Source organism: Paenibacillus sp. J5 (assembly GCF_054955055.1).
This window is the reverse complement of the sequence record NZ_JBUEDD010000007.1, coordinates 86,281-105,195: the sequence shown is the minus strand read 5'-3', so window position 1 is coordinate 105,195 and position 18,915 is coordinate 86,281. Positions and strand designations below refer to the sequence as shown.

Annotated in this window: 16 protein-coding genes; 2 read left to right on the top strand and 14 right to left on the bottom strand. The window is 52.4% G+C overall.

Features of this window, described 5'->3' with window-relative positions; all coding sequences use genetic code 11:
* Nucleotides 1–107 precede the first annotated feature (107 nt).
* Nucleotides 108–917 (top strand): Cof-type HAD-IIB family hydrolase, encoded by an 810-nt coding sequence (locus tag ACY1JZ_RS14485; RefSeq protein ID WP_462629787.1) that lies wholly within the window; start codon nt 108–110, stop codon nt 915–917.
* Nucleotides 918–1,452: 535 nt separating this feature from the next.
* On the opposite strand, the gene ACY1JZ_RS14480 is transcribed toward ACY1JZ_RS14485, so the two are convergent.
* The 14 genes from ACY1JZ_RS14480 to ACY1JZ_RS14415 all read right to left on the bottom strand — a co-directional run bounded on the left by ACY1JZ_RS14480 (nt 1,453) and on the right by ACY1JZ_RS14415 (nt 17,545).
* Nucleotides 1,453–2,079, bottom strand: coding sequence for a type 1 glutamine amidotransferase family protein (locus tag ACY1JZ_RS14480; RefSeq protein WP_462629786.1), 627 nt, complete (start codon nt 2,077–2,079; stop codon nt 1,453–1,455).
* 80 nt (nt 2,080–2,159) lie between these two features.
* Nucleotides 2,160–3,122, bottom strand: coding sequence for a helix-turn-helix transcriptional regulator (locus ACY1JZ_RS14475; protein WP_462629785.1), 963 nt, complete (start codon nt 3,120–3,122; stop codon nt 2,160–2,162).
* Between the two features lie 41 nt (nt 3,123–3,163).
* A complete protein-coding gene (locus ACY1JZ_RS14470; RefSeq protein ID WP_462629783.1) occupies nt 3,164–5,455 on the bottom strand; it encodes a helix-turn-helix domain-containing protein in 2,292 nt (763 codons plus the stop codon).
* A 115-nt stretch (nt 5,456–5,570) separates the two neighbouring features.
* Complete coding sequence (locus ACY1JZ_RS14465) at nt 5,571–7,079, bottom strand: carboxylesterase/lipase family protein (RefSeq protein ID WP_462629782.1); 1,509 nt, start codon at nt 7,077–7,079, stop codon at nt 5,571–5,573.
* 28 nt (nt 7,080–7,107) lie between these two features.
* On the bottom strand, nt 7,108–8,652 hold the full coding sequence (locus tag ACY1JZ_RS14460; protein WP_462629781.1) for a DUF3502 domain-containing protein: 1,545 nt from the start codon (nt 8,650–8,652) through the stop codon (nt 7,108–7,110).
* Between the two features lie 58 nt (nt 8,653–8,710).
* Entirely contained in the window at nt 8,711–9,583 is an 873-nt protein-coding gene (locus tag ACY1JZ_RS14455) for a carbohydrate ABC transporter permease (protein ID WP_462629780.1), read from the bottom strand.
* Nucleotides 9,584–9,597: 14 nt separating this feature from the next.
* Complete coding sequence (locus ACY1JZ_RS14450; protein ID WP_270169275.1) at nt 9,598–10,485, bottom strand: ABC transporter permease; 888 nt, start codon at nt 10,483–10,485, stop codon at nt 9,598–9,600.
* Between the two features lie 332 nt (nt 10,486–10,817).
* On the bottom strand, nt 10,818–11,927 hold the full coding sequence (locus ACY1JZ_RS14445; RefSeq protein WP_442954871.1) for a sulfate ABC transporter substrate-binding protein: 1,110 nt from the start codon (nt 11,925–11,927) through the stop codon (nt 10,818–10,820).
* Nucleotides 11,928–12,051: 124 nt separating this feature from the next.
* Nucleotides 12,052–13,116, bottom strand: a complete 1,065-nt coding sequence (locus tag ACY1JZ_RS14440; protein ID WP_270169274.1) for a sulfate/molybdate ABC transporter ATP-binding protein — start codon at nt 13,114–13,116, stop codon at nt 12,052–12,054.
* Nucleotides 13,117–13,119: 3 nt separating this feature from the next.
* Nucleotides 13,120–13,914: a sulfate ABC transporter permease subunit gene (locus tag ACY1JZ_RS14435; protein ID WP_270169273.1), complete on the bottom strand. Its 795-nt coding sequence runs from the start codon at nt 13,912–13,914 to the stop codon at nt 13,120–13,122.
* Nucleotides 13,911–14,726: a sulfate ABC transporter permease subunit CysT gene (gene cysT, locus ACY1JZ_RS14430; RefSeq protein WP_462629779.1), complete on the bottom strand. Its 816-nt coding sequence runs from the start codon at nt 14,724–14,726 to the stop codon at nt 13,911–13,913. Before cysT ends, ACY1JZ_RS14435 begins: the two co-directional genes overlap by 4 nt.
* A 340-nt stretch (nt 14,727–15,066) precedes the next feature.
* Nucleotides 15,067–15,435: a DUF4383 domain-containing protein gene (locus tag ACY1JZ_RS14425; RefSeq protein ID WP_462629777.1), complete on the bottom strand. Its 369-nt coding sequence runs from the start codon at nt 15,433–15,435 to the stop codon at nt 15,067–15,069.
* 82 nt (nt 15,436–15,517) lie between these two features.
* Nucleotides 15,518–16,153: a YigZ family protein gene (locus ACY1JZ_RS14420; RefSeq protein ID WP_462629776.1), complete on the bottom strand. Its 636-nt coding sequence runs from the start codon at nt 16,151–16,153 to the stop codon at nt 15,518–15,520.
* A gap of 42 nt (nt 16,154–16,195) precedes the next feature.
* Nucleotides 16,196–17,545 carry a glucose-6-phosphate isomerase gene (locus ACY1JZ_RS14415; protein WP_270169267.1) on the bottom strand — a complete coding sequence of 450 codons (1,350 nt, stop codon included), beginning with the start codon at nt 17,543–17,545 and terminating at the stop codon, nt 16,196–16,198.
* 238 nt (nt 17,546–17,783) lie between these two features.
* Between ACY1JZ_RS14415 and ACY1JZ_RS14410 the strand changes: the two genes are divergently transcribed.
* Complete coding sequence (locus ACY1JZ_RS14410) at nt 17,784–18,743, top strand: polysaccharide deacetylase family protein (protein WP_462629775.1); 960 nt, start codon at nt 17,784–17,786, stop codon at nt 18,741–18,743.
* Nucleotides 18,744–18,915: the final 172 nt, after the last annotated feature.

Below are 18,915 nucleotides of genomic sequence, written 5' to 3'. Positions count from 1 at the left end.
ATCACTTTATCTTATTCCGTCGCCCGCTTCAAGCCGAAGCCCTTGGAATGGCGGACGCAATCAGGTACAATCAGTCATAGACAACATACGAGGGGAGATTCAATACGATGCCATACAAGCTGATTGCGATTGATGTGGACGACACATTGTTGAATGATCATATAGAGGTGACACCGCGCACCAAGCTGGCGCTCAAGCAAGCGATAGAGGCAGGCGTGACGGTAACGCTGGCGACTGGGCGGATGTTCGCCTCCGCGCAGAAAATTGCACAGCAGATCGAGCTGAATGTGCCGATCATTACGTACCAGGGCTCGATCATCAAGACACTGCTCGATGGGCAGATCATCTACGAGCGCTATGTTCCTGAGGAAGCTGCATTGAAGCTGTATGAATACTGCGAGGCAAAGGGACTGCATTTGCAACTGTACGTGGATGACATCCTGTATGCCAAGGAGGACAATGAGAGGATTCAGGGTTATTCCCGCTTGTCCAACATTCCCTATGTCATCGAGCCTGATTTTGCCTCGCTCGTTCGCAAGCCGCAGATGAAGATGCTCATCATCGATGATCCAGAGGTGCTGGATGCCGCCGCTGCCGAATTAAAGCTGCTGATCGGCGACATTGCACATATTACGAAATCCAAGCCGCACTATCTGGAGATTATGCATAAGGAAGGTACGAAGGGGCATGCGCTGCAATTTTTGGCTGCACATATCGGCTGCGGCATGGAGCAGGTCATCGCAATTGGCGATTCGTGGAACGATCATGAGATGCTGGAGGTGGCCGGTCTTGGCGTCGCTATGGAAAACTCGGTTCAGCCGCTCAAGGAGATTGCGGACTACATTACCGCCTCGAATAACGAGGACGGCGTAGCGCTTGTGGTCGAGAAGTTCGTGCTTGGAGCAGAGCCGTCTTAACAGCCATCGCTTACAGTGCTGTGTTACGACATACTGGGGCTTAACATCAGGGCTCATATCAATCGGAACGTTTCACCTTGATTGACGGTTCGTCTATGAAAAGGCCTACCCTAGACTAGGAAACTTTGGTATAATAATCCCCGTACAACATGACTTGGGTGGGAAAGTATCGCCTCCAGAGCGGGGGTGATGCTCATGCAATTTTCGTTGACGGAAGTGATGATGCTCGGCATGTTTTTGCTCGCGCTACTTACTTACCTGAATAAACGAAAATAACCTGCCCAAGTTTTGCCACTGGGAGCAGGTTATTTTCTTCTGAGTTATGCTCGGAGGTTTCCCATCCAACATGTTGTGCAGGGGGCGACGGCAATCGCCCCTTAATTCTATTGTAAGCATACCATATTCAGGATATACCTTCAAGAAGCTGATGCGTGCAGTTGAGCCTCTACTTGAGCTGACGTAAAATGACGTTCCGCTCTCGCCACTGACCTTTTACTCATAACTGACACTTTTAATACCTTTTATCAAAATAAATTTATTGGATTGAATTCATCAACTCAACGAAATATTGGGATTCCTGAGTCTTATTCAGACGATACCAGGCATCTAATGTCTTGGGAGATAACACACCCAGAGCTTGCAAGACGTGAACAGAAAATTCCAACGGAGCTATTCCAGATGCAGTGATCAATTTCCCGTCAGTTACTACAGGCTCCATTTTGAAATACGCTTCACCCGTGTAAGTGGCGCATATCATTTTAAGGTATTCAAGATCATTGCTTGTATGCGGGCGTGAATTCAGCAATCCTGCCTGGGCAAGCGCTATTGTAGCACCACAAATCGCGGCAACCAATGTACCTTCATTTATACACCTTTGGGCGATTTTTAAGATGGGCTGGTGAATGGCGTCTAGCCATGTCTCTCCACCAGGTAAAATCAATGCATCTGTGCTATCCATGCTGCACTCATCCAGTTTGATGTCAGGCAGTATCTTCAATCCGCCCATTGTCGTTACAGGGGTCTTTTCAGTTCCGACGGTAACTATTTTTGAGGGAGCCAGCCCCTTTTTATAATATCTTCCCGAGTTCAGTTCGGCAGTCAAGTAACCTATTTCCCAGTCTGCCATCGTATCAAACACATAAAGATATACCGTATTCTTCATTTGTTCATTCTCCTTATTTGTAATCAATGATGATCATCATTATAAAACAGCTTCACTGACATCTACTGTCAGTGAAGCTGTTAAAGTCGATAATATTCCACTAACTCCGATGCAACAGCAACAAGCTGTTCCTTTAAGCTCTGTGGTTCGATGACTTGAATGGATTTCCCGTAGGATAGGAGAAAGTAAGGGACATATCTATGAAGTGATTGTTCCTCAAGTAAGAAGATGGCTTGATTCGAAGTCCGCTCCTTCAGATGATGTCCCAAAAACCAATGCAGGCATAAGTCATCCAGTGACTCTGACCTACCTCCGATAACTAACGAAATGATCCCGTCCTTGCCTGCTAAATCAGGCCATAAATTTTGCATAAATACTTCACGGGCCGAAAAGGCTTCGGGTCGCTTGAATGCTAATTGAGTACGCTTGATCTGTAGAATTCGTTCTGCCCGAAAGCTGCGTATCGCTTGCCTTAGGTGGCAAAATGCAACCGTATACCATTTATTGTTCCAGTACACCATTCCATAGGGGTCTATCACTCTATTCCTGGTTTGTTGTTCATGGCCTGAGCGATAATCAATTTCTATAGAGTATTCGCCTTCTACAGCCTGCTCCAGCTCTGCCAATACTGGCTGAATAGAAGGGTCTCCCATGCGGTTTATCACTTCAAATCCAGATAAATGACGGCTAAGTATCCTTTCCTGCTCCTGATTCGAATACCTCTTCAATTTTGATGTCGCATTGCCTAATGCTTCACTCAGAGGGTATCCGGCTTCTTTTGCAAAAACTGCAGCATGAAGGAGTGCCTTTTTTTCTTCAAGATCAAATAGCAGCGGCGCTCTGATAAAATGATTCAGCAAGCTATACCCGCCATTATGACCTGCGTCGGATACGATAGGCACTCCACTGGCACACAGTGCATCTATATACCGATAAACTGTCCTTATACTTATTTCCAACTTTTCGGATATTTGTTTTGCTGTCAATTTCACGCCCGAATTCAGCATCCATAGAATGGCCAGCATATTATCGTTTTTTGGCATAACGAGCCCTCATCCCTTATTGATCCATCTTTTGTCGCCTTTCAATCCTCACCAGCATTCATCGTGACTCGTATCTTTCCTCTTCCTTGATACTGGCGATGCTCATTGGGCGTTCTGCCGGTCATCCTTTTGAAGGTAGTGTAGAAGTGGCTCTTCGTCTGAAAGCCCGAATGTTCTGCGATGTCGGCAATAGGCCAGTCCGTTGTCTCCAGCAGCTTCTTGACCTGCTCGATTCGAGCCTCCAGTATATAATCGGACAGCGTCATGCCGACCACCTCCTTGAATACTTGACGAACATAGCTTGCGGACAGTTGCAGATGGTTGCCGACATCCTCTACAGAGAGCATCGCATCGTGGAGCCTGCTTTTCACATAGTCTCGAATTTCTGCCGCCAGCGCTTCCTTGCGACTGCCATTTTTTCGATTGCCCAGTTGCTGAACGATGTCCTCCAGTCTCCCGCGCAACCATGCCTGCACCTCGTCAAGCGTGCGGAACCGCTCCAGAAATGGCTGAATGCCCATCGGGGTATCGATGAGATCAAACGGCTTGAATGCCTTCATCAAGCCATGAAGCACAATGGTCAGCTCAAACAGGCAGGCAGATCGCGGCAATGTCTGCAGGTGGCGCATCATCGCCTCCAGATTGGCAAGCGCCTTGTCCAGCTCACCTAGACGTACATTCTGAATCATTCCCTCCATGTGCTGCTCGTCGCCGCTTGGCTTGACAATGCCCATATAACGCCTCATGTCTTGTTCCCGAAAGACATGCCCTTTACCTGTAATAAATTTAAGATGTGTCATCTCATACGTATGCTCATACAGCCCCCGGAGATCGCAAGACGCCTCGCCCGGCTCGCTCAGTCCGATGACAACCTGCACGCTGAGCCATAATTCGGTCTGCTCGACAATTCGGTCTATAGCCGCCAGCAGCTCCTCCTCACCGACATCATCATGCCCCAGCAGGATCACGATGTGATCCCCGCCGAAGTCCACACTTTCCGCTGCCCAGCCATTGGCCGTCAAAATCTCCTTGGCGATGTTGCTCATCCCGTACTTGATCAGCTTGCGCGAGCCGAACTGGTCGTATCGCTCCACAAAGGCAGCATAGTGATCGATGCGCAGCACAAGCATGCGCAATTGGCTATACGAGAGCAGCCGGAATCTGGCTTCAATATAATCTCGAACCGGCTCGTTCATCGCCCCGACCATAATCCACCGTTGCAAATATTCGCTGTCAATCACCTCTTGATGAGTACGCAAGGAAAACACCATGTTGTCTACCGTATCGATCAAGGCATCCATACTATGCTGGATCACCTTGTAATCTGCCGGATTGCCGGAGAAGTCGGGCGCCTGCTTGAAGCGCTTGCTGTCCAGCTCCATTCTGAGGCGCGCCGCGAGCTGGCTGAAGGGTCGGTACGAGCGGCGAGAAATCCAATAGAGCAGCAGATTCAACAACGCCAGCAGCAGCAGGGAGGCAAGCAGAATATGCCGCTGCAGACTCACGATCTGCTGCTTGGCTTCTCCTGTCCGGGTGATGTAATACATCGTCCATGGCTGGGAGCCCATAAGCTGCTTGTACACCGACCATTCCTCAGAGTTCAATTGCACGCTTCCGCTCCGCCCATTCGCCTCGGCCTGCACTGCATACGGCAGCAGCTCTCTGGCCTCAGGCGAAGCAACGACGGCATCCCCATGTTCATCTGCTATTGCAACCTCGATACCGGACGACTCGCTGAACTGGAGCAAGGTTTTGCGTAAGGCCTCATTATCCAGCAGCATGACCAGGTATCCATTATACGCATTATTTATTGGCGTAGAGGGCACCACGAGTGCCAGATGCTTGCCCCCGGCAATCTCATGGATGAAGTAGCGCAGTACCTTCGGTCGCTCGTTTCGTATGATTTCCAGCATTCGCTGATCCGCAAATTCCGCCTCCGAACGGATGCCGACATTGGAATCAATAATTTCCTGAGTGTTCGTATTCATTAAGTAGATCGTATGAATAAACGGCTCATTAGCCAGCAGGATCGTCATCGCATTCATCGTGCGCTGCACCAGAAGCGGGTTCTTCTGATCGGAAGCAAGCCACTCCCGAATTAAAGGCGTCTCGTACATGCTCAGGCCGTAGGACTTCAGCCGATCCAGGGCAAATTCCGTACTTTTCAACATTTGGTCGAGCTTGGCGCTTGTGTTGCTGTCAATTTCATTTTGGGCATAAGATGAAAATTTCGTCGAAAGAAACAAGGTATAGGGTACAAAGGCAACCGTGAACAAAATCGATAAAAACAAAAACATTCTCAGATAAGTTTGACTCAGCCGGAATCGCTTCACACGGTCACTCCTTTTTGCTCCTGCATTCTAGTTGAAAAGTTAAAGAGGAAAGCGGAAGAGACGACAAGCGTCTCTCCCGACTCTCCTTCTCTCCTTGGCATTAGGATGTTCAAACCTATTCCAATTCAAACTTTAGCGGCTCCTTATTAAGGATGCCACGGGCGCAAAAGGCCAGCCGAGCCGCATGGGGCAGCGGTATCTCCCGAATCTCGTCTCCAAGCTCCATCACCCGCACATCCGCGGCGTTGAAGGCTGACCAGTGGGGCCATCCCTCTGCGGCCGGCGCTCCCTTAGCGGCGAAGCGGGTCCAATAGGTCGTCATCGCCTCGGCCAGCCGACAATCCTCTCTCTCCCAAGGACGGTCGGTGGAGTGAAGCGTGTGGAATACATAATACAGATCGGCCGAATGAAACGCGCCGTAATACGCTTCATTCCTTCCAGGCGGCTTCCTGGTGAAGTAATACAGATAACAGTTCACATCGCCAGAACGCTGCTGCGCCTCTGCCCAGACCAGCTTGGAGGCCATAAATCTGTCGCTCATATAATTCCGATATGCTTCCGTCGCCTCCTCATCGTTCACGGCCGGATAGAGGCTGAGAAAGACTTCTGCCTCCTCGCCGAATTGGCGATGGGCCATGGATTGGAACGACTCCAGCGTACAGCCTCCAGTGACGAGCGTCGTCATTTCATTCGCGGTTGCGCCCATCAGGAGCGGAACAGGGTGATGCCTGCCCTCCAGCAGCATCGTCAGCGAGTCCTCCTCATGCACCCAGCCGTCGAGCGCAACTGGCAACAGTCCGAGTGCGTTCCGGTATAGCTCGGGATCGCTCATCAACTGCTCGGCGGACTGTGCGCGCAGCTCCGCTATAGAGGCTGCCCCGCGCTGCTGGGCAAACTGCGCACCCTTGGCCTCCACCTCCGCCAGTGTACAGATGGGTCCCAGGAAGATGCTTTGGCAGATGGCCTTGTGGAACAGTCCCTTCGCTAGCGGTGATGCCAGCTTGCTATATACGCTGAAGCAGCCGGCCGATTGCCCGAAGATCGTGACATTGTCAGGGTCGCCGCCGAAGGCAGCAATATTGCGCTGAACCCAGCGAAGCGCCTCTGTCTGATCCAGCAAGCCGTAGTTGCCGGATGAGCCGTGCTCCGATTCCGCCGTCAGCTCGGGATGCGCCAGAAAGCCAAGCACGGACAGGCGGTAATTGACGGTGACTACAACAACCCCGCATAGCGCTAGCGATTCGCCGTCAAAGGAGGGAAGCGAGCCTGATCCTTCGACCAGCCCGCCACCATGAAACCAGACCATGACTGGCCTGCGCTCATCAGACGAAGCGGCGGCGCTCCACACATTCAAGTACAGACAATCCTCGCTCTGCTCCTGCTCCTCCACATAAAACTCCTCATGATAGAACGACCCCGGCTCCGGGATAAACTGCGGGCAGATCGGGCCGAAGCGATCCGCAGGCCGCACCCCTTCCCATGCAGCCGGCGGCTGCGGCGGACGCCAGCGCAAAGCGCCAACGGGCGGAGCCGCATAAGGAATTCCCTTGAATACGGTTACATTGTTATGAACGCCCGGCACACCCTCGAGGTACCCGCTATCGATCTGAACCCTATGCTCCATTGTACTCCTCCTCCAGCTATGGATTGGCTTAGCGCTTCAGAAATGCATCGATTTGCTTTTGCATTTCCTGCTGAATCTTTTTCAGTGTCGGCCCGGCTTCGCTTTTGAAGTTGTCATAGCCCGTCTGCGAATCCATCACCCCATTGAACAATGCCGCATAATATTTATCTTCGATCGTTTTGTATTTGGTCATCTCATTCAATACCGGCTGCGAATCGAACTGGAAGCCTGTGAGAATGTCCTTCTCGAAGTTGTCTGCTTCCTTAATGAAACGGTTAAGCTCAACGACTTCATCCGTCTGGGAAGCATCGAACCTCTCAAACGTCGGATTCCAGATCCACAAGTAAGGGAACCAGGCATAGTCGGCATCCAGTGGCTTGTATTTGTCCTCTCCAATAGCCTCCCAGTTTTTCCCCTTCAGGCCATACGCAAGCAGATCATAATTATCCTTCTCCTGTGTCCAGTTCAAGAACTGGATCGCGCGTTCCTTATGCTTGCTCGTGACCGGAATACTGATAAAATTCCATTGCGAGAAGTTGGTAATATTTTTTTTCGGCGTGCTGTCGAAGAAGGTAACGGCCTCCACCTTGCTGCCTGGCACATTCTTCGCCAATGCCTGCTGAATGTTATCCTTCACGCCGAAATCGTTGACAGGAATAATGGCCGCCTTGCCGCCGCTGAATTCCCCCTCGTAGTCCTTGACGGCCAGTACATCGGGATGGATTACGCCATCCTGGTACATCCTCCGGGCGTTGACGATCCAGTCCCAAACCGTAGGCTCCATCTCATCGAGCAGATTATAGACGATGCCGTCGTTATTTTTATAATACAACATAATGGTCGACATCGCTTGCGTTCTCCGAATCTGTGTATCCTGATCGAAGCGGGAGCGGAAGGACGCCTCCGAGAAAAAGGACGTGGACGGAAGCATCGGCACCAGCCCGGCCTCCTTTTGCTTGACAGCGTAAGCGAATTGCACCAGCTCGTCATACGTCTTGATCGGGCCGATGCCCAGCTTTTCCCGAATATCCTGACGAACCAGATACGTATAGCCGAAGTATTGGGAGGCACCCAGCGGAATACCATACGTTTTGCCGTTCACTTTGTTGCCCTCGAACATCTCGGCCGGACGGGTCGCCAATATATTCGGCCCATACTGCGCCAGCAGCTCATCAAGCGGCTCATAGTAGCCGGAGGCGATATTGGAGTTCATGGACACGAGCGGCGAATCCCAGATCAGATCGATCTCTTCCCCTGAGGCAAGCGCCATCTGCGATTTCTGTACAATATCCGATACCGGAACAAATACGACGTCCAGCTTGACATTAAGCGTATCCTTCATGCGGCTCTCCGCCTCCGCCAGCACCTTATCAAAATCAGCCGGACGGTTGCCCCACATCATGATTTTCAAAGTGACCGGATCAAGCGCCTTACCTGTTTCACCCGCTGTGGAGCCCGAAGGCGCTGAAGGAGCGGGGGTCTCTGTCTTCCCGGAGCTGCCGCTGCATGCAGCGAGTGTTGTTGTCAATACGATCAAGCTTGCCAATCCCGCGAACCATTTATTTTTACGCATACCCTTCACTACCTTTCATGTGTAGTCGTATTGCAAGTCGCTTCAGCCTTTTACACGTTCATCCTTTTACCGCTCCAATCGTTAATCCCTTGACAAAATATTTCTGGACGAACGGATACAAAAACACGATCGGGCCAATCGTCAGACATACCGTCGCGAGCTGTACTCCCTTCACCGGCAATGGCTTGTCAAAGGAAACCGTTCCGCCCTGCAGATAGGACTGCATATTCATATTGGCGATCAACTGGCGAATCATAATTTGCAGCGGATGCAAATGGTAATCGTCAACGAACATGATGGCCAGATACCAGTCGTTCCAATATTGCAGCGCATAAAACAAGGTAATGGTTGCCAAGGCGGGCACCGTCATCGGCCAGATGATACGGAAAAAGGTGGCGATTTCATTGGCGCCGTCGATTTTGGCCGCCTCGTTGACTTCATAAGGTATGGTACGATAGAAGGCGACCAATATAAACGCGAAGAACGGATTAATGAGATAGGGCAATATCATCGCCCACAGCGTATCCTTGAGTCCAAGCCAGATCGCCACCAGCATGTAGAAGCCGACCATCCCCGAACCGAATATCATGGTGAAATAGGTCATGAAGGACAGCACGCGCCCATACTTCGCTTTTCTGTGCGCCATCACATAGGCGAGTGTAGAAGTAAGGAAGATAGCCAATATCGTACCGATGACGGTAATGACCACCGTAACCCCGTAGCTGCTCCACAGTTGTCTGCCCTGAAACAAATACTCGTAGGCATACGAGCTGAATTCCGCCGGAAACAGCATGTACCCTGACGTTTGCAGACTGCTCTCCGAGGCAATGGAATTGATGACAACCATCCAGAAGGGAACACCGCAAAACAATACGAACAATCCGATGAAGGCATATACGATTCCAGAAAATAACCGATCGGAATTCACCATGATCATGCTCCTTTCTAGAATAGTGACGAGTCGCTGTCAATTTTTTTGGCAACCCAGTTGAACAGTACAATTGTAATCAGACCCATAATCGCCTGGTACAGCACAACAGCGCCTGCCATGCTGAAATTGCCGAGCTGTCTGAGCGCCCGGAACGAGAACGTGTCAATCACATCCGTCGTCGGAATCAGAATCGGATTATCTCCTATAATGCCGTAAATCATCCCAAAATCGCCATAGAATATCCTTCCGATTTGCAGCAGCAGCAGAACGACCAGCGTGGGACGCAGCAGCGGCAGCGTAATATGGAGAATCTGCTGGAATCGGCTCGCCCCATCCAGTTTAGCGCTTTCATAATATTCACCGGAAATAGCGGTAATCGCCGAGAAAAAGATAATCGTCACATAACCGGACATTTTCCACACGAATAACATCGTTAAAATGTAGGGCCACAGCTCGGCGTTGCCATACCAGTTGTAGCCCTCTCTTCCAAGACCCGCAAGCAGCTTGTTCAGCACGCCGTCAGAGGTGTTGAACACCGCATACGTCATGAAGCTGACCACGAGCCACGATACAAAGTATGGCAGGAAAATGACCGACTGCGCCAGACGCTTGTACAAGGCATGCCGCAGCTCATTAATAAAAACAGCGAGCACAAGGGCAATACCAAGTGTAAATACAATAAAGAGACTGTTAATAAACAATGTGTTCAGCGTAATATGAAGCCAGTCGTCCGAGCCGAAAAAAAACTTGAAGTTGTCCAGGCCGACCCATTCGCTCCCCCACAGGCCATCGCTCGGTCGAAATCGTTTAAAGGCTACGATGTGGCCGAACATCGGAAGGTAGGCGAATATGAGCAGAAACAATACACCCGGCAAGGCAAGCAAATATAAATGCCGGTTCACCTTGAGCTCCTTATAGATTCCTATTGCAGACACCCCATTTCAGTTTACAGAACACATTATGTTTTCCCGGGATGCCTCCATTCTAGACCGAGTGCGGGGAGGAAAGATAGTTCGTATTCTCACTTTTCAGTTCTCAAATGTCCGTATTGGAGGTTCTTATTCCGACAGTAACATTCAGAACCGGTGTGATTATGCCTCTTCTGCCCCGTTACAGACTATGGCGGAACGTTGCAGCCCTTTATAGTGTCAACAACTCGCAAAAGAACCATTGGTATTCGCTCCGCCAGCAGCAAATACCAATGGTTCTCTTCTATTTATTCCTTCTATTTGTATCAGATGCCCGCCAGCACCTGGTACCAGATGCCTCGGGCTGAATACAGCTTGCTGCGCACCTCGTCCCAGCCGCCCAGATCGTCGATCGTGAATAGTCCTGACGGCTCGATGTACCGCTTGGCCGCCTGCTCCTTCAGATGGTCTGTGACTGGTCGGAAGCCATACTCCATGAACAGCTCCTGCGCCTTGTCGCTGTAGAGAAAGTCTATGAACGCTTCGGCCACCTCGCGAGAGCCGTGCTTGTCGACATTCCGATCGATGATCGCAGCCGGATTCTCGATCAGGATCGTGTCCTCGGGAACGACGATCTGATAGGGCACTCCGTGACGTATACGCGCTAGCAGCTCATTCTCATAGGTCACGATGACATCGCCCACCCCGTACTCGAAGGCTGCCATCGATGCGCGCCCACTCTTGTCGAGCGACTCGACATTGTGGTGAATGCTTGCCAGGAAGCTCTTGGCGAAGGCCGGATCAGGCTTGCCCTGCTGCCGCTCCGAGGCCTTCAGTCCTGCGCCATAGATCGCATTAATATCCCATTGCGCGCCGCCGGAGGTCTTCGGGTTCGGATACAGCACCTTCACCCCCGGCTTGGCGAGGTCTGTCCAGTCCTGAATGTGGAGCGGATTGCCCTCACGAGTGCCGAGGACAACGATCGAGCGTGTGACCATCCCCTTGGTGCCCTTCGCTCGCCAGTCATGTGTAATCATACCAGCCTTCTCCACCTTCTCCATGTCGCCTTCCATCGCCAGCAGCGTCACATCCGCCTCGAAGCCGCCGACAATCGCCCGCGCCTGTGTGCCTGAGGCCTCATACGATTCCTGGAACACAACGGTCTGTCCAGTCTGCTGCTTCCACTCCTCCCTGAACGCAGGCAGCAGCTCCGCAAAGACGTCCTTGACGACAGAATAGGCTCCCACTACCAGCGTAACATCGCCCTTCTCCGCTGCCGGCTGCGCTGGCCCCTCTGAGCCGCCGCCTCCCGTACAGCCCGTCAGCGCCAGCATGACTGCGCCCAGCAGGAGCGCTATGTAAGCCCGAGTCCTTCCCACAGAGCCAGCGCGGCGTCTGCTACCAGGCTGCAATACATGTTCTCGCTCAAGTTTCATTACGGCACACAACACTTTCTGTATCGGTTTGAGCAGCGCGGATTCGCCGCGCCGTACTGTCCAGGCGCAATCGTGTCTGGAGCCTGCGATTGTCTCAAGCTCGGTAACGATTGCGCCTCTCCCTCTAGATATGAATCGGCATCGGGTCTTCCTTCAGCTTGTTCTCCATAATCCAACTGTCCGAGTCGTTGAACAGATAGGCGCGATGAATAAGCACCTGCACCTCTTGCCCAGGCTGCAGCACTTCCTTCTCCAGCGAACGATACGTAATGAGTGTGACCTCGCCCACCTCGACCTCGACCATCCATTCACTGCCGCGGAAATGAATATGCTTGATCCGACCCGGCTCCGTGGCTGAAATGATGGAGAATTCATTGGGTCGCCCCACCTCAATATACTCTGGACGAATAAGCGCCTTCGTGTCCGGCCAGGCAACTGCATCCTCGAAGCCTCTGAGCTTGGCAATATCGGATACAATTGTCGACTCTCCAATAAAGCTGGCGACGAACTGTGTCTGCGGGTTTTTGTATATATCCCATGGAGAGCCCTTCTGCTCCAGCCGTCCCTTATTAATAATCATGATCTCGTCCGCCACCTCGATCGCCTCGTCCTGGTCATGCGTGACGAAGATCGACGTAATGCCCAGACGCTCGATCATATCCTTGAGCCATGTGCGCAGCTCCTGACGAATCTTCGCGTCAATCGCCGCGAACGGTTCATCGAGCAGCAGCAACTGAGGCTCGGGAGCAAGTGCCCTGGCGAACGCGACACGCTGCCGCTGACCGCCGGACAACTGATTCGGATAGCGATGCTCGAAGCCCTTGAGACCTGTCAGCTCCACCAGCGACATCACCCGCTCGCGAATCTGCTCCTTGGATTGCTTCTTCACCTTCAGGCCAAAGGCAATGTTGTCGTAGACCGTCATATGCTTGAACAAGGCATAGTTCTGAAAGACAAAGCCGATCCCGCGCTCTTGCGGCGGCAAGTCATTCACGCGTCTGCCGTGAAAGATGATATCGCCGGAATCAGGCTTCTCCAGCCCTGCAAGCATTCGGAGAATGGACGTTTTCCCGCCGCCGCTCGGCCCCAGGAGACCGATCAGCCGTCCTTTCTGAATATCGAAGCTGACGCCGCGCACGGCATGGAAATCACCGAAATGCTTATTTAAATCTTTCACTTCAATATGCATAAATCAATGCCCCTTTCGCTTTTTGGCCCATTCCATGAGCAGAAGCAATGCAATCGAGATTGCCGCCAGCACTAGCGCCACACTGTTAGCTGCCAGTACATTGAAATTCTCCACATCCTGATAGACCAGCGTCGTAGCGGTCTGCGTCTTGTTCATAATATTTCCCGATACGACCAGTACCGCACCGAATTCCCCCATCGAGCGTGCCACAGTCAACACGACGCCATAGATGACGCCCCAACGGATCGAAGGCCATGTCACCTTCCAGAACGTATACCATGAGTATGCGCCAAGTGTCGATGCCGCCTCCTCCTGCTGCGAGCCGATCTCCTGCAGCACCGGCATCACCTCCCGCACCATCAGCGGGAAGGTAACGAACAGTGTCGCCAGCACCATGCCCGGCAGCGCATAGACGACCTTGAAGCCCGCGGCCTCAAAGAACGTGCCAATGACGGTATTCGGCCCAAGCAGCAGCACTATCATCAAGCCCCCGATGACAGGCGATACCGCAAACGGGAGATCAACCAGACTATTCAGTAATTGCTTCACCCGCGGCCCGAGCCATGGAGCACGCACAAGATAGATCGCCAGCATGACGCCAAACAGCGTATTGATGACGGTGACGATGACGACGATCATACCGGTCATCATCAGCGCATGCAACGACTGCGGGCGTGTAAGCGCCTCTGCGATCCCCTGCCAGCCCTCCGCCCAGGCGCCTGTAAAAATCCGAATCAACGGAATAATAAGCAAAATTGTAAATACAATATAAGTTAATGTAATCCATAGCCTCTTCATTTGCCCGCCCTCCTGGATTGGATGATATTAACCGTCCACAGGATCAGGAAGGACAACGTGAGCAGCAGAATCGACACCGAGGCTGCTCCTTGCGGATTATCACTCTCCACCTCGCCAAAGATGAATACAGAGGCAATCAGCGTCTTGCCTGGAATGTTGCCCGCTACCAGCACCACCGCACCAAACTCGGCCAGCGCTCTGGAGAAGGCCAGCATCCCGCCGCTAATAATGCCTGGCAGCATCGTAGGCAGAATCACTTGCAGGAAGGTCTTCGACTTGGAGGCACCCATCGTATAGGCAGCTTCTTCCTCCGACGGGTCCATCTCCTCCAGCAACGGCTGCACCGCGCGGATGACGAACGGGAACGTCACGAACACCATCGCAATGACAATCGCCGGCTCATGGAACACGATCTCGAAGCCGAGCTTGCCAGCCAGATCGCCGATCAAGCTATTGGGCCCGAGCAGCAGGAGAATCATCAGTCCGCCGACAGCAGTCGGCAATGCGAACGGCAGATCGACCAGACTGTTAAGCAGGCTTCTTCCCCAGAACCGATACCGGATGAGAACCCATCCGATCATTGTACCCGCCAGAACGTTAATCATCGTCGCGACAATAGACAGCCGAACCGTCAGCAGCACGGCCTTCCAGGCCAAGGGGTCGCTAACACTTGCCCAAAAGGTTGCCCAGCCGCCAGAGAGCGATTGAGTATAGATTCCTAATATGGGCAGTACAATTAATACTACGAAGTAAAGCATGACAGTGCTTCTGAAGCCGAAGCCCCACCAGCGGCTGCGAAACATCCCATTCACCGACGTCTAACCCCCCAGATTTTCGGCAGTCCGATCAACCTGCTCCCATTCCAATTCCACATAACAATTCCTATTAATTTACTAGGTATTAATAATGTATCAGACCAATAGCTTGATCGTCAATCCTAAAATAAGAAAAAATAATCAAGTGGATTGGACTTATTGATAATCCAGCTAGAGTGGTGTTCTAATTGGATCGCAATGGATGAGCTGCAAGGAACTTTAGCGGTGCTTAAGCCTCGTCCAGACAAGCTTGCCCTATGCGAGTAAAGAGCTGCCCCCACGCCAAAGAGAGGCTCGGCATAAGCCGAACCCCTCATCGTCAACACTTATCCCATCCCTACATTGCTGGCTGATGCGAGTCTGATTCCACCAGCACATAGCCGAAGTACAATCCCGCTGCACCCAAGATGAAATGAAGCACATGGTCAGACAGACCCAGCGCCATGAGGCCGAACAGATCCTTCACGAAGATGCCGAGCACGGCAAGCACGATAAACCCGATGCCTATCACCTGTGAATAGCGGTACGCATACCCCTCCTGTGAGGAAGCCAGCAGACCCAGCACACCCAGCAACAGATAGATTGTTGTATGCATTACATGCAGATGAAACCAACCCAATAGATGATTGGAGAACAGACCAACGATCCCAAGCAGTACCAATACGATTCCCGACAGCGCAGCAAACCGCCTTACCGCAATCGCCATTACGGACGCCTCCCTCAAGCGCGAGATAGGAGGGGCAATACGCCCCTATACAAGACCCTATTCCGCAATGGTGGGAAACATGCTAGCCTTCCGCAGTAAAATACCGTGTCTCCCCAGAGGAGATGACCGCCTGACCCTGTGTAAAATCCGTCAGCCACGCCATGAAGCGATCCGCCTCCGGCTCCTCCGGCAGACAGGTAATCGTCACCTGGTCGGTAAACTCCGTGCCCAGGATACGCAGGCCGCGCTGATGGAATTCGTTCTCCAGCTTGCCGTACCATGTATAATCGACCTGGGCGAACACCTCACGGTGCAGCACGCGGACAATCGGCTGGGCTGCCTCAATGCCCGCGACCGCTCCGTCCGTATAGGCCCGGATCAAGCCGCCGGCTCCGAGCATGATGCCGCCGAAATACCGCGTTACTACGATGGCGACATTTTTGAGCTGCTGGTTTTTGATGACCTCCAGAATCGGCTTGCCCGCCGTGCCGCTCGGCTCGCCATCATCGGACTGCTTCTGGCACTCGTCCCGTTCGCCTACAATATAGGCCGAGCAGTTATGCGTAGCGTTCCAGTGCTGCTTCTTAATCTCCTCGATGAAGGCGATCGCCTCCTCCTCGCTGGCAACTGGACGCGCATAGCCGATGAAGCGGGACTTCTTGATGACAATCTCCTTGCTGCCGGGCGCAAGCAGTGTCTTGTACCGCTCCAGCTTCATGCCCTGCTCCCCGTAATACGCGCTGTAATCGCTCAACGCGGTCTACAGACGAGCTTCAAGCTCCGCTTTCTCTTTCTCATAGCCCGGCTTGCCCAGCAGCGCGAACATATTTTTCTTATACGCCTCTACGCCCGGCTGATCGAACGGATTAACGCCCAGCAGATAGCCGCTGATGCCGCAGGCCTTCTCGAAGAAGTAGACCAGGTAGCCAAACGTATACGGCGACAGGTCCTTGATGTTTACGATCAGGTTCGGCACATTGCCATCTGTATGCGCCAGTAGCGTGCCCTCGAATGCCTTCTTATTGACAAAGTCCATCGTCTTGCCTTCCAGGAAGTTCAGGCCGTCCAGATCGTCCGGGTCATTGCCAATCGTGATCTGCTCAGCAACCTCGCCTACCTGAATGACAGTCTCCAGCAGGTTGCGGGTTCCCTCCTGAACGAATTGCCCCATAGAGTGCAGGTCGGTGGAGAAGTCGACAGACGCCGGATACAGCCCTTTGTTGTCCTTGCCTTCGCTCTCGCCGAACAACTGCTTCCACCACTCGGATACGAAGTGCAGATTCGGCTCATAGTTGACCAGAATCTCGATCGCTTTGCCCTTGCGGTACAGCGCGTTGCGCGCCGCGGCGTATTGGTAGCTCTCATTCTCGGACAGATTCGGATTGCTGTATTCGACAGCCGCATCCTGCGCGCCCTTCATGATCGCTTCGATGTCGATGCCTGCAACGGCGATCGGCAGCAGGCCGACAGCAGTCAGGACAGAGTAGCGTCCGCCTACGTCGTCCGGGATGATGAAGGACTCATAGCCTTCCTCGGTCGCCAGCTTCTTGAGCGCGCCCTTCGCCTGGTCAGTCGTTGCGTAGATGCGCTTGCGCGCTTCTTCCTTGCCATATTTCTTCTCCAGCTCCGCGCGGAAGATGCGGAACGCAATGGCCGGCTCGGTCGTCGTGCCCGACTTGGAGATAACGTTGATCGACCAGTTCTTGCCCTCTAGCAGTTGCAGCAGATGCGTCACATAGGTCGAGCTGATGTTATTGCCCGCGAAGAACACTTGCGGTGTCTTGCGCTGTCCGCCGTCCAGCACATTGTAGAAGGAATGCGACAGCATCTCGATAGCCGCGCGTGCGCCCAGGTACGAGCCGCCGATGCCGATGACGATCAAAACTTCGGAATCGCTCTGAATCTTCGCAGCCGCCTGTTGAATGCGGGCGAACTCTTCCTTGTCGTACTTGGATGGCAGATCAACCCACCCGAGATAATCCGAGCCGGCTCCTGTTCCATTATGTAATTGCTCGTGCGCCAGGCGCACAGCACCCTCCAAATAGTCAATCTCATGCTGTCCGACAAACGGCAGCGCTTTACTATAATCAAATGATACAGCTTTACTCATTGCTCAAGACCTCCTTCAATTGATTAAAGAGCCTTCGCTCCGCATAACGAAGCCCGTCCCTTTAATTCTAGGACTAGAATAATGGATTTCCGAGTGAATTACAAGGGCATGAGTCGTTATATGATGGCAATTTCCCAAAAGTTCGACAGTGAGGGGATTTGAAATCTTGCGGCTTCCAGCGTATAGTCAAGGATAGACATTTTTATTATTATCGCAGTGACAAAGGAGCATTATTCGAATGAAAAATCGACGTTGGACCTTGTGGCTCAGACGGTTGGGGATCGCCGGACTTGCACTGATCGTGCTGTTCTTTGCGGCAGCCATGGCCTTTCCCTCCCTGCAGCTAACGCAGAAGGCCTGCACCGTGATGCTGCGGGTGAATGCAGAGGCGTTCGCGCTGACTCATCCGTCCCGCGAGCTGAAATTTGACGGCAACGGCAATAGCACGCCGAAGCTGCTGGCTGAGGAGCAGCAGGGCTACGCGGAGCAGGTGCCTGTCCTGATGTACCATTATGTTGTTCCCAAGCAGTACAACAAGGAGCCTGACAATAATTCGATGATTAATCTGGAGAGCTTCGAAGCGGGCATGAAATATCTGCATGATGCCGGTTATTATGCCGCCACGCTGAGCGAGCTGGAAGATTATCTTCACGGCTTCATCCAGCTCCCCAAGAAAAGCGTCGTCATTACCTTCGATGACGGCTATGAGAACAATTATATCTATGCCTACCCCGTCCTGAAAAAATACGGACTAAGGGCGAGTCTGTTCGTCATCGGCAGCCATGTCCAGAAGCAGACCAGCACAAGCTTCGACCCGGCCAAGAGCAGCTATCTGTCACAGGAGCAACTGGATGCTGCCTCCGATGTATTTGATTACTACAGCCATACGTATGATTTGCACAAGAAGGAAGAGACGTTCTGTGGCAAGAAGCTCGCGCTCACGCATGATAGCACCAAGCTGCAGGCCGACATTGCCAAGATGAAGGGACTCGGTTATACAACGCCCTACTTTGCCTACCCCTTCGGAAGCTATGATGACAAGATGATCTATTACTTGAAGGAGAACGGCTACCGCATGGCATTCACTGTCAAGCAAGGCTTCGTCCAGCCGGGCGATTCCCCGCTTGAGCTGAAACGGCTGACGGTCACCTCGTCTACGAACCTGGAGCAACTGCTTGAGACTGGAACGACGGATTAAGGCGAAGGCGCCTGCAAGCCTGCAAGCCCGCATGGATTCCCCCTACAGGAGCTGCCGTGCGGGCTTTTTCTGTCGTTATCGCTCCTGCTCGCCCTTTATAACCACAAATCAGACATATAACACCAACTTTCGACAATTTCTGTGGTACACTACTTTAGAGTCAGCAAGCATG

Bases quoted from the DNA above. Each gene is read 5' to 3' on its own strand.
- ACY1JZ_RS14485 (WP_462629787.1), top strand. From the start codon at position 108: ATGCCATACAAGCTGATTGCGATTGATGTGGACGACACATTGTTGAAT.
- ACY1JZ_RS14480 (WP_462629786.1), bottom strand. From the start codon at position 2,079: ATGAAGAATACGGTATATCTTTATGTGTTTGATACGATGGCAGACTGG.
- ACY1JZ_RS14475 (WP_462629785.1), bottom strand. From the start codon at position 3,122: ATGCCAAAAAACGATAATATGCTGGCCATTCTATGGATGCTGAATTCG.
- ACY1JZ_RS14465 (WP_462629782.1), bottom strand. From the start codon at position 7,079: ATGGAGCATAGGGTTCAGATCGATAGCGGGTACCTCGAGGGTGTGCCG.
- ACY1JZ_RS14460 (WP_462629781.1), bottom strand. From the start codon at position 8,652: ATGCGTAAAAATAAATGGTTCGCGGGATTGGCAAGCTTGATCGTATTG.
- ACY1JZ_RS14455 (WP_462629780.1), bottom strand. From the start codon at position 9,583: ATGGTGAATTCCGATCGGTTATTTTCTGGAATCGTATATGCCTTCATC.
- ACY1JZ_RS14445 (WP_442954871.1), bottom strand. From the start codon at position 11,927: ATGAAACTTGAGCGAGAACATGTATTGCAGCCTGGTAGCAGACGCCGC.
- ACY1JZ_RS14440 (WP_270169274.1), bottom strand. From the start codon at position 13,116: ATGCATATTGAAGTGAAAGATTTAAATAAGCATTTCGGTGATTTCCAT.
- ACY1JZ_RS14435 (WP_270169273.1), bottom strand. From the start codon at position 13,914: ATGAAGAGGCTATGGATTACATTAACTTATATTGTATTTACAATTTTG.
- ACY1JZ_RS14425 (WP_462629777.1), bottom strand. From the start codon at position 15,435: ATGGCGATTGCGGTAAGGCGGTTTGCTGCGCTGTCGGGAATCGTATTG.
- ACY1JZ_RS14420 (WP_462629776.1), bottom strand. From the start codon at position 16,153: ATGAAGCTGGAGCGGTACAAGACACTGCTTGCGCCCGGCAGCAAGGAG.
- ACY1JZ_RS14415 (WP_270169267.1), bottom strand. From the start codon at position 17,545: ATGAGTAAAGCTGTATCATTTGATTATAGTAAAGCGCTGCCGTTTGTC.
- ACY1JZ_RS14410 (WP_462629775.1), top strand. From the start codon at position 17,784: ATGAAAAATCGACGTTGGACCTTGTGGCTCAGACGGTTGGGGATCGCC.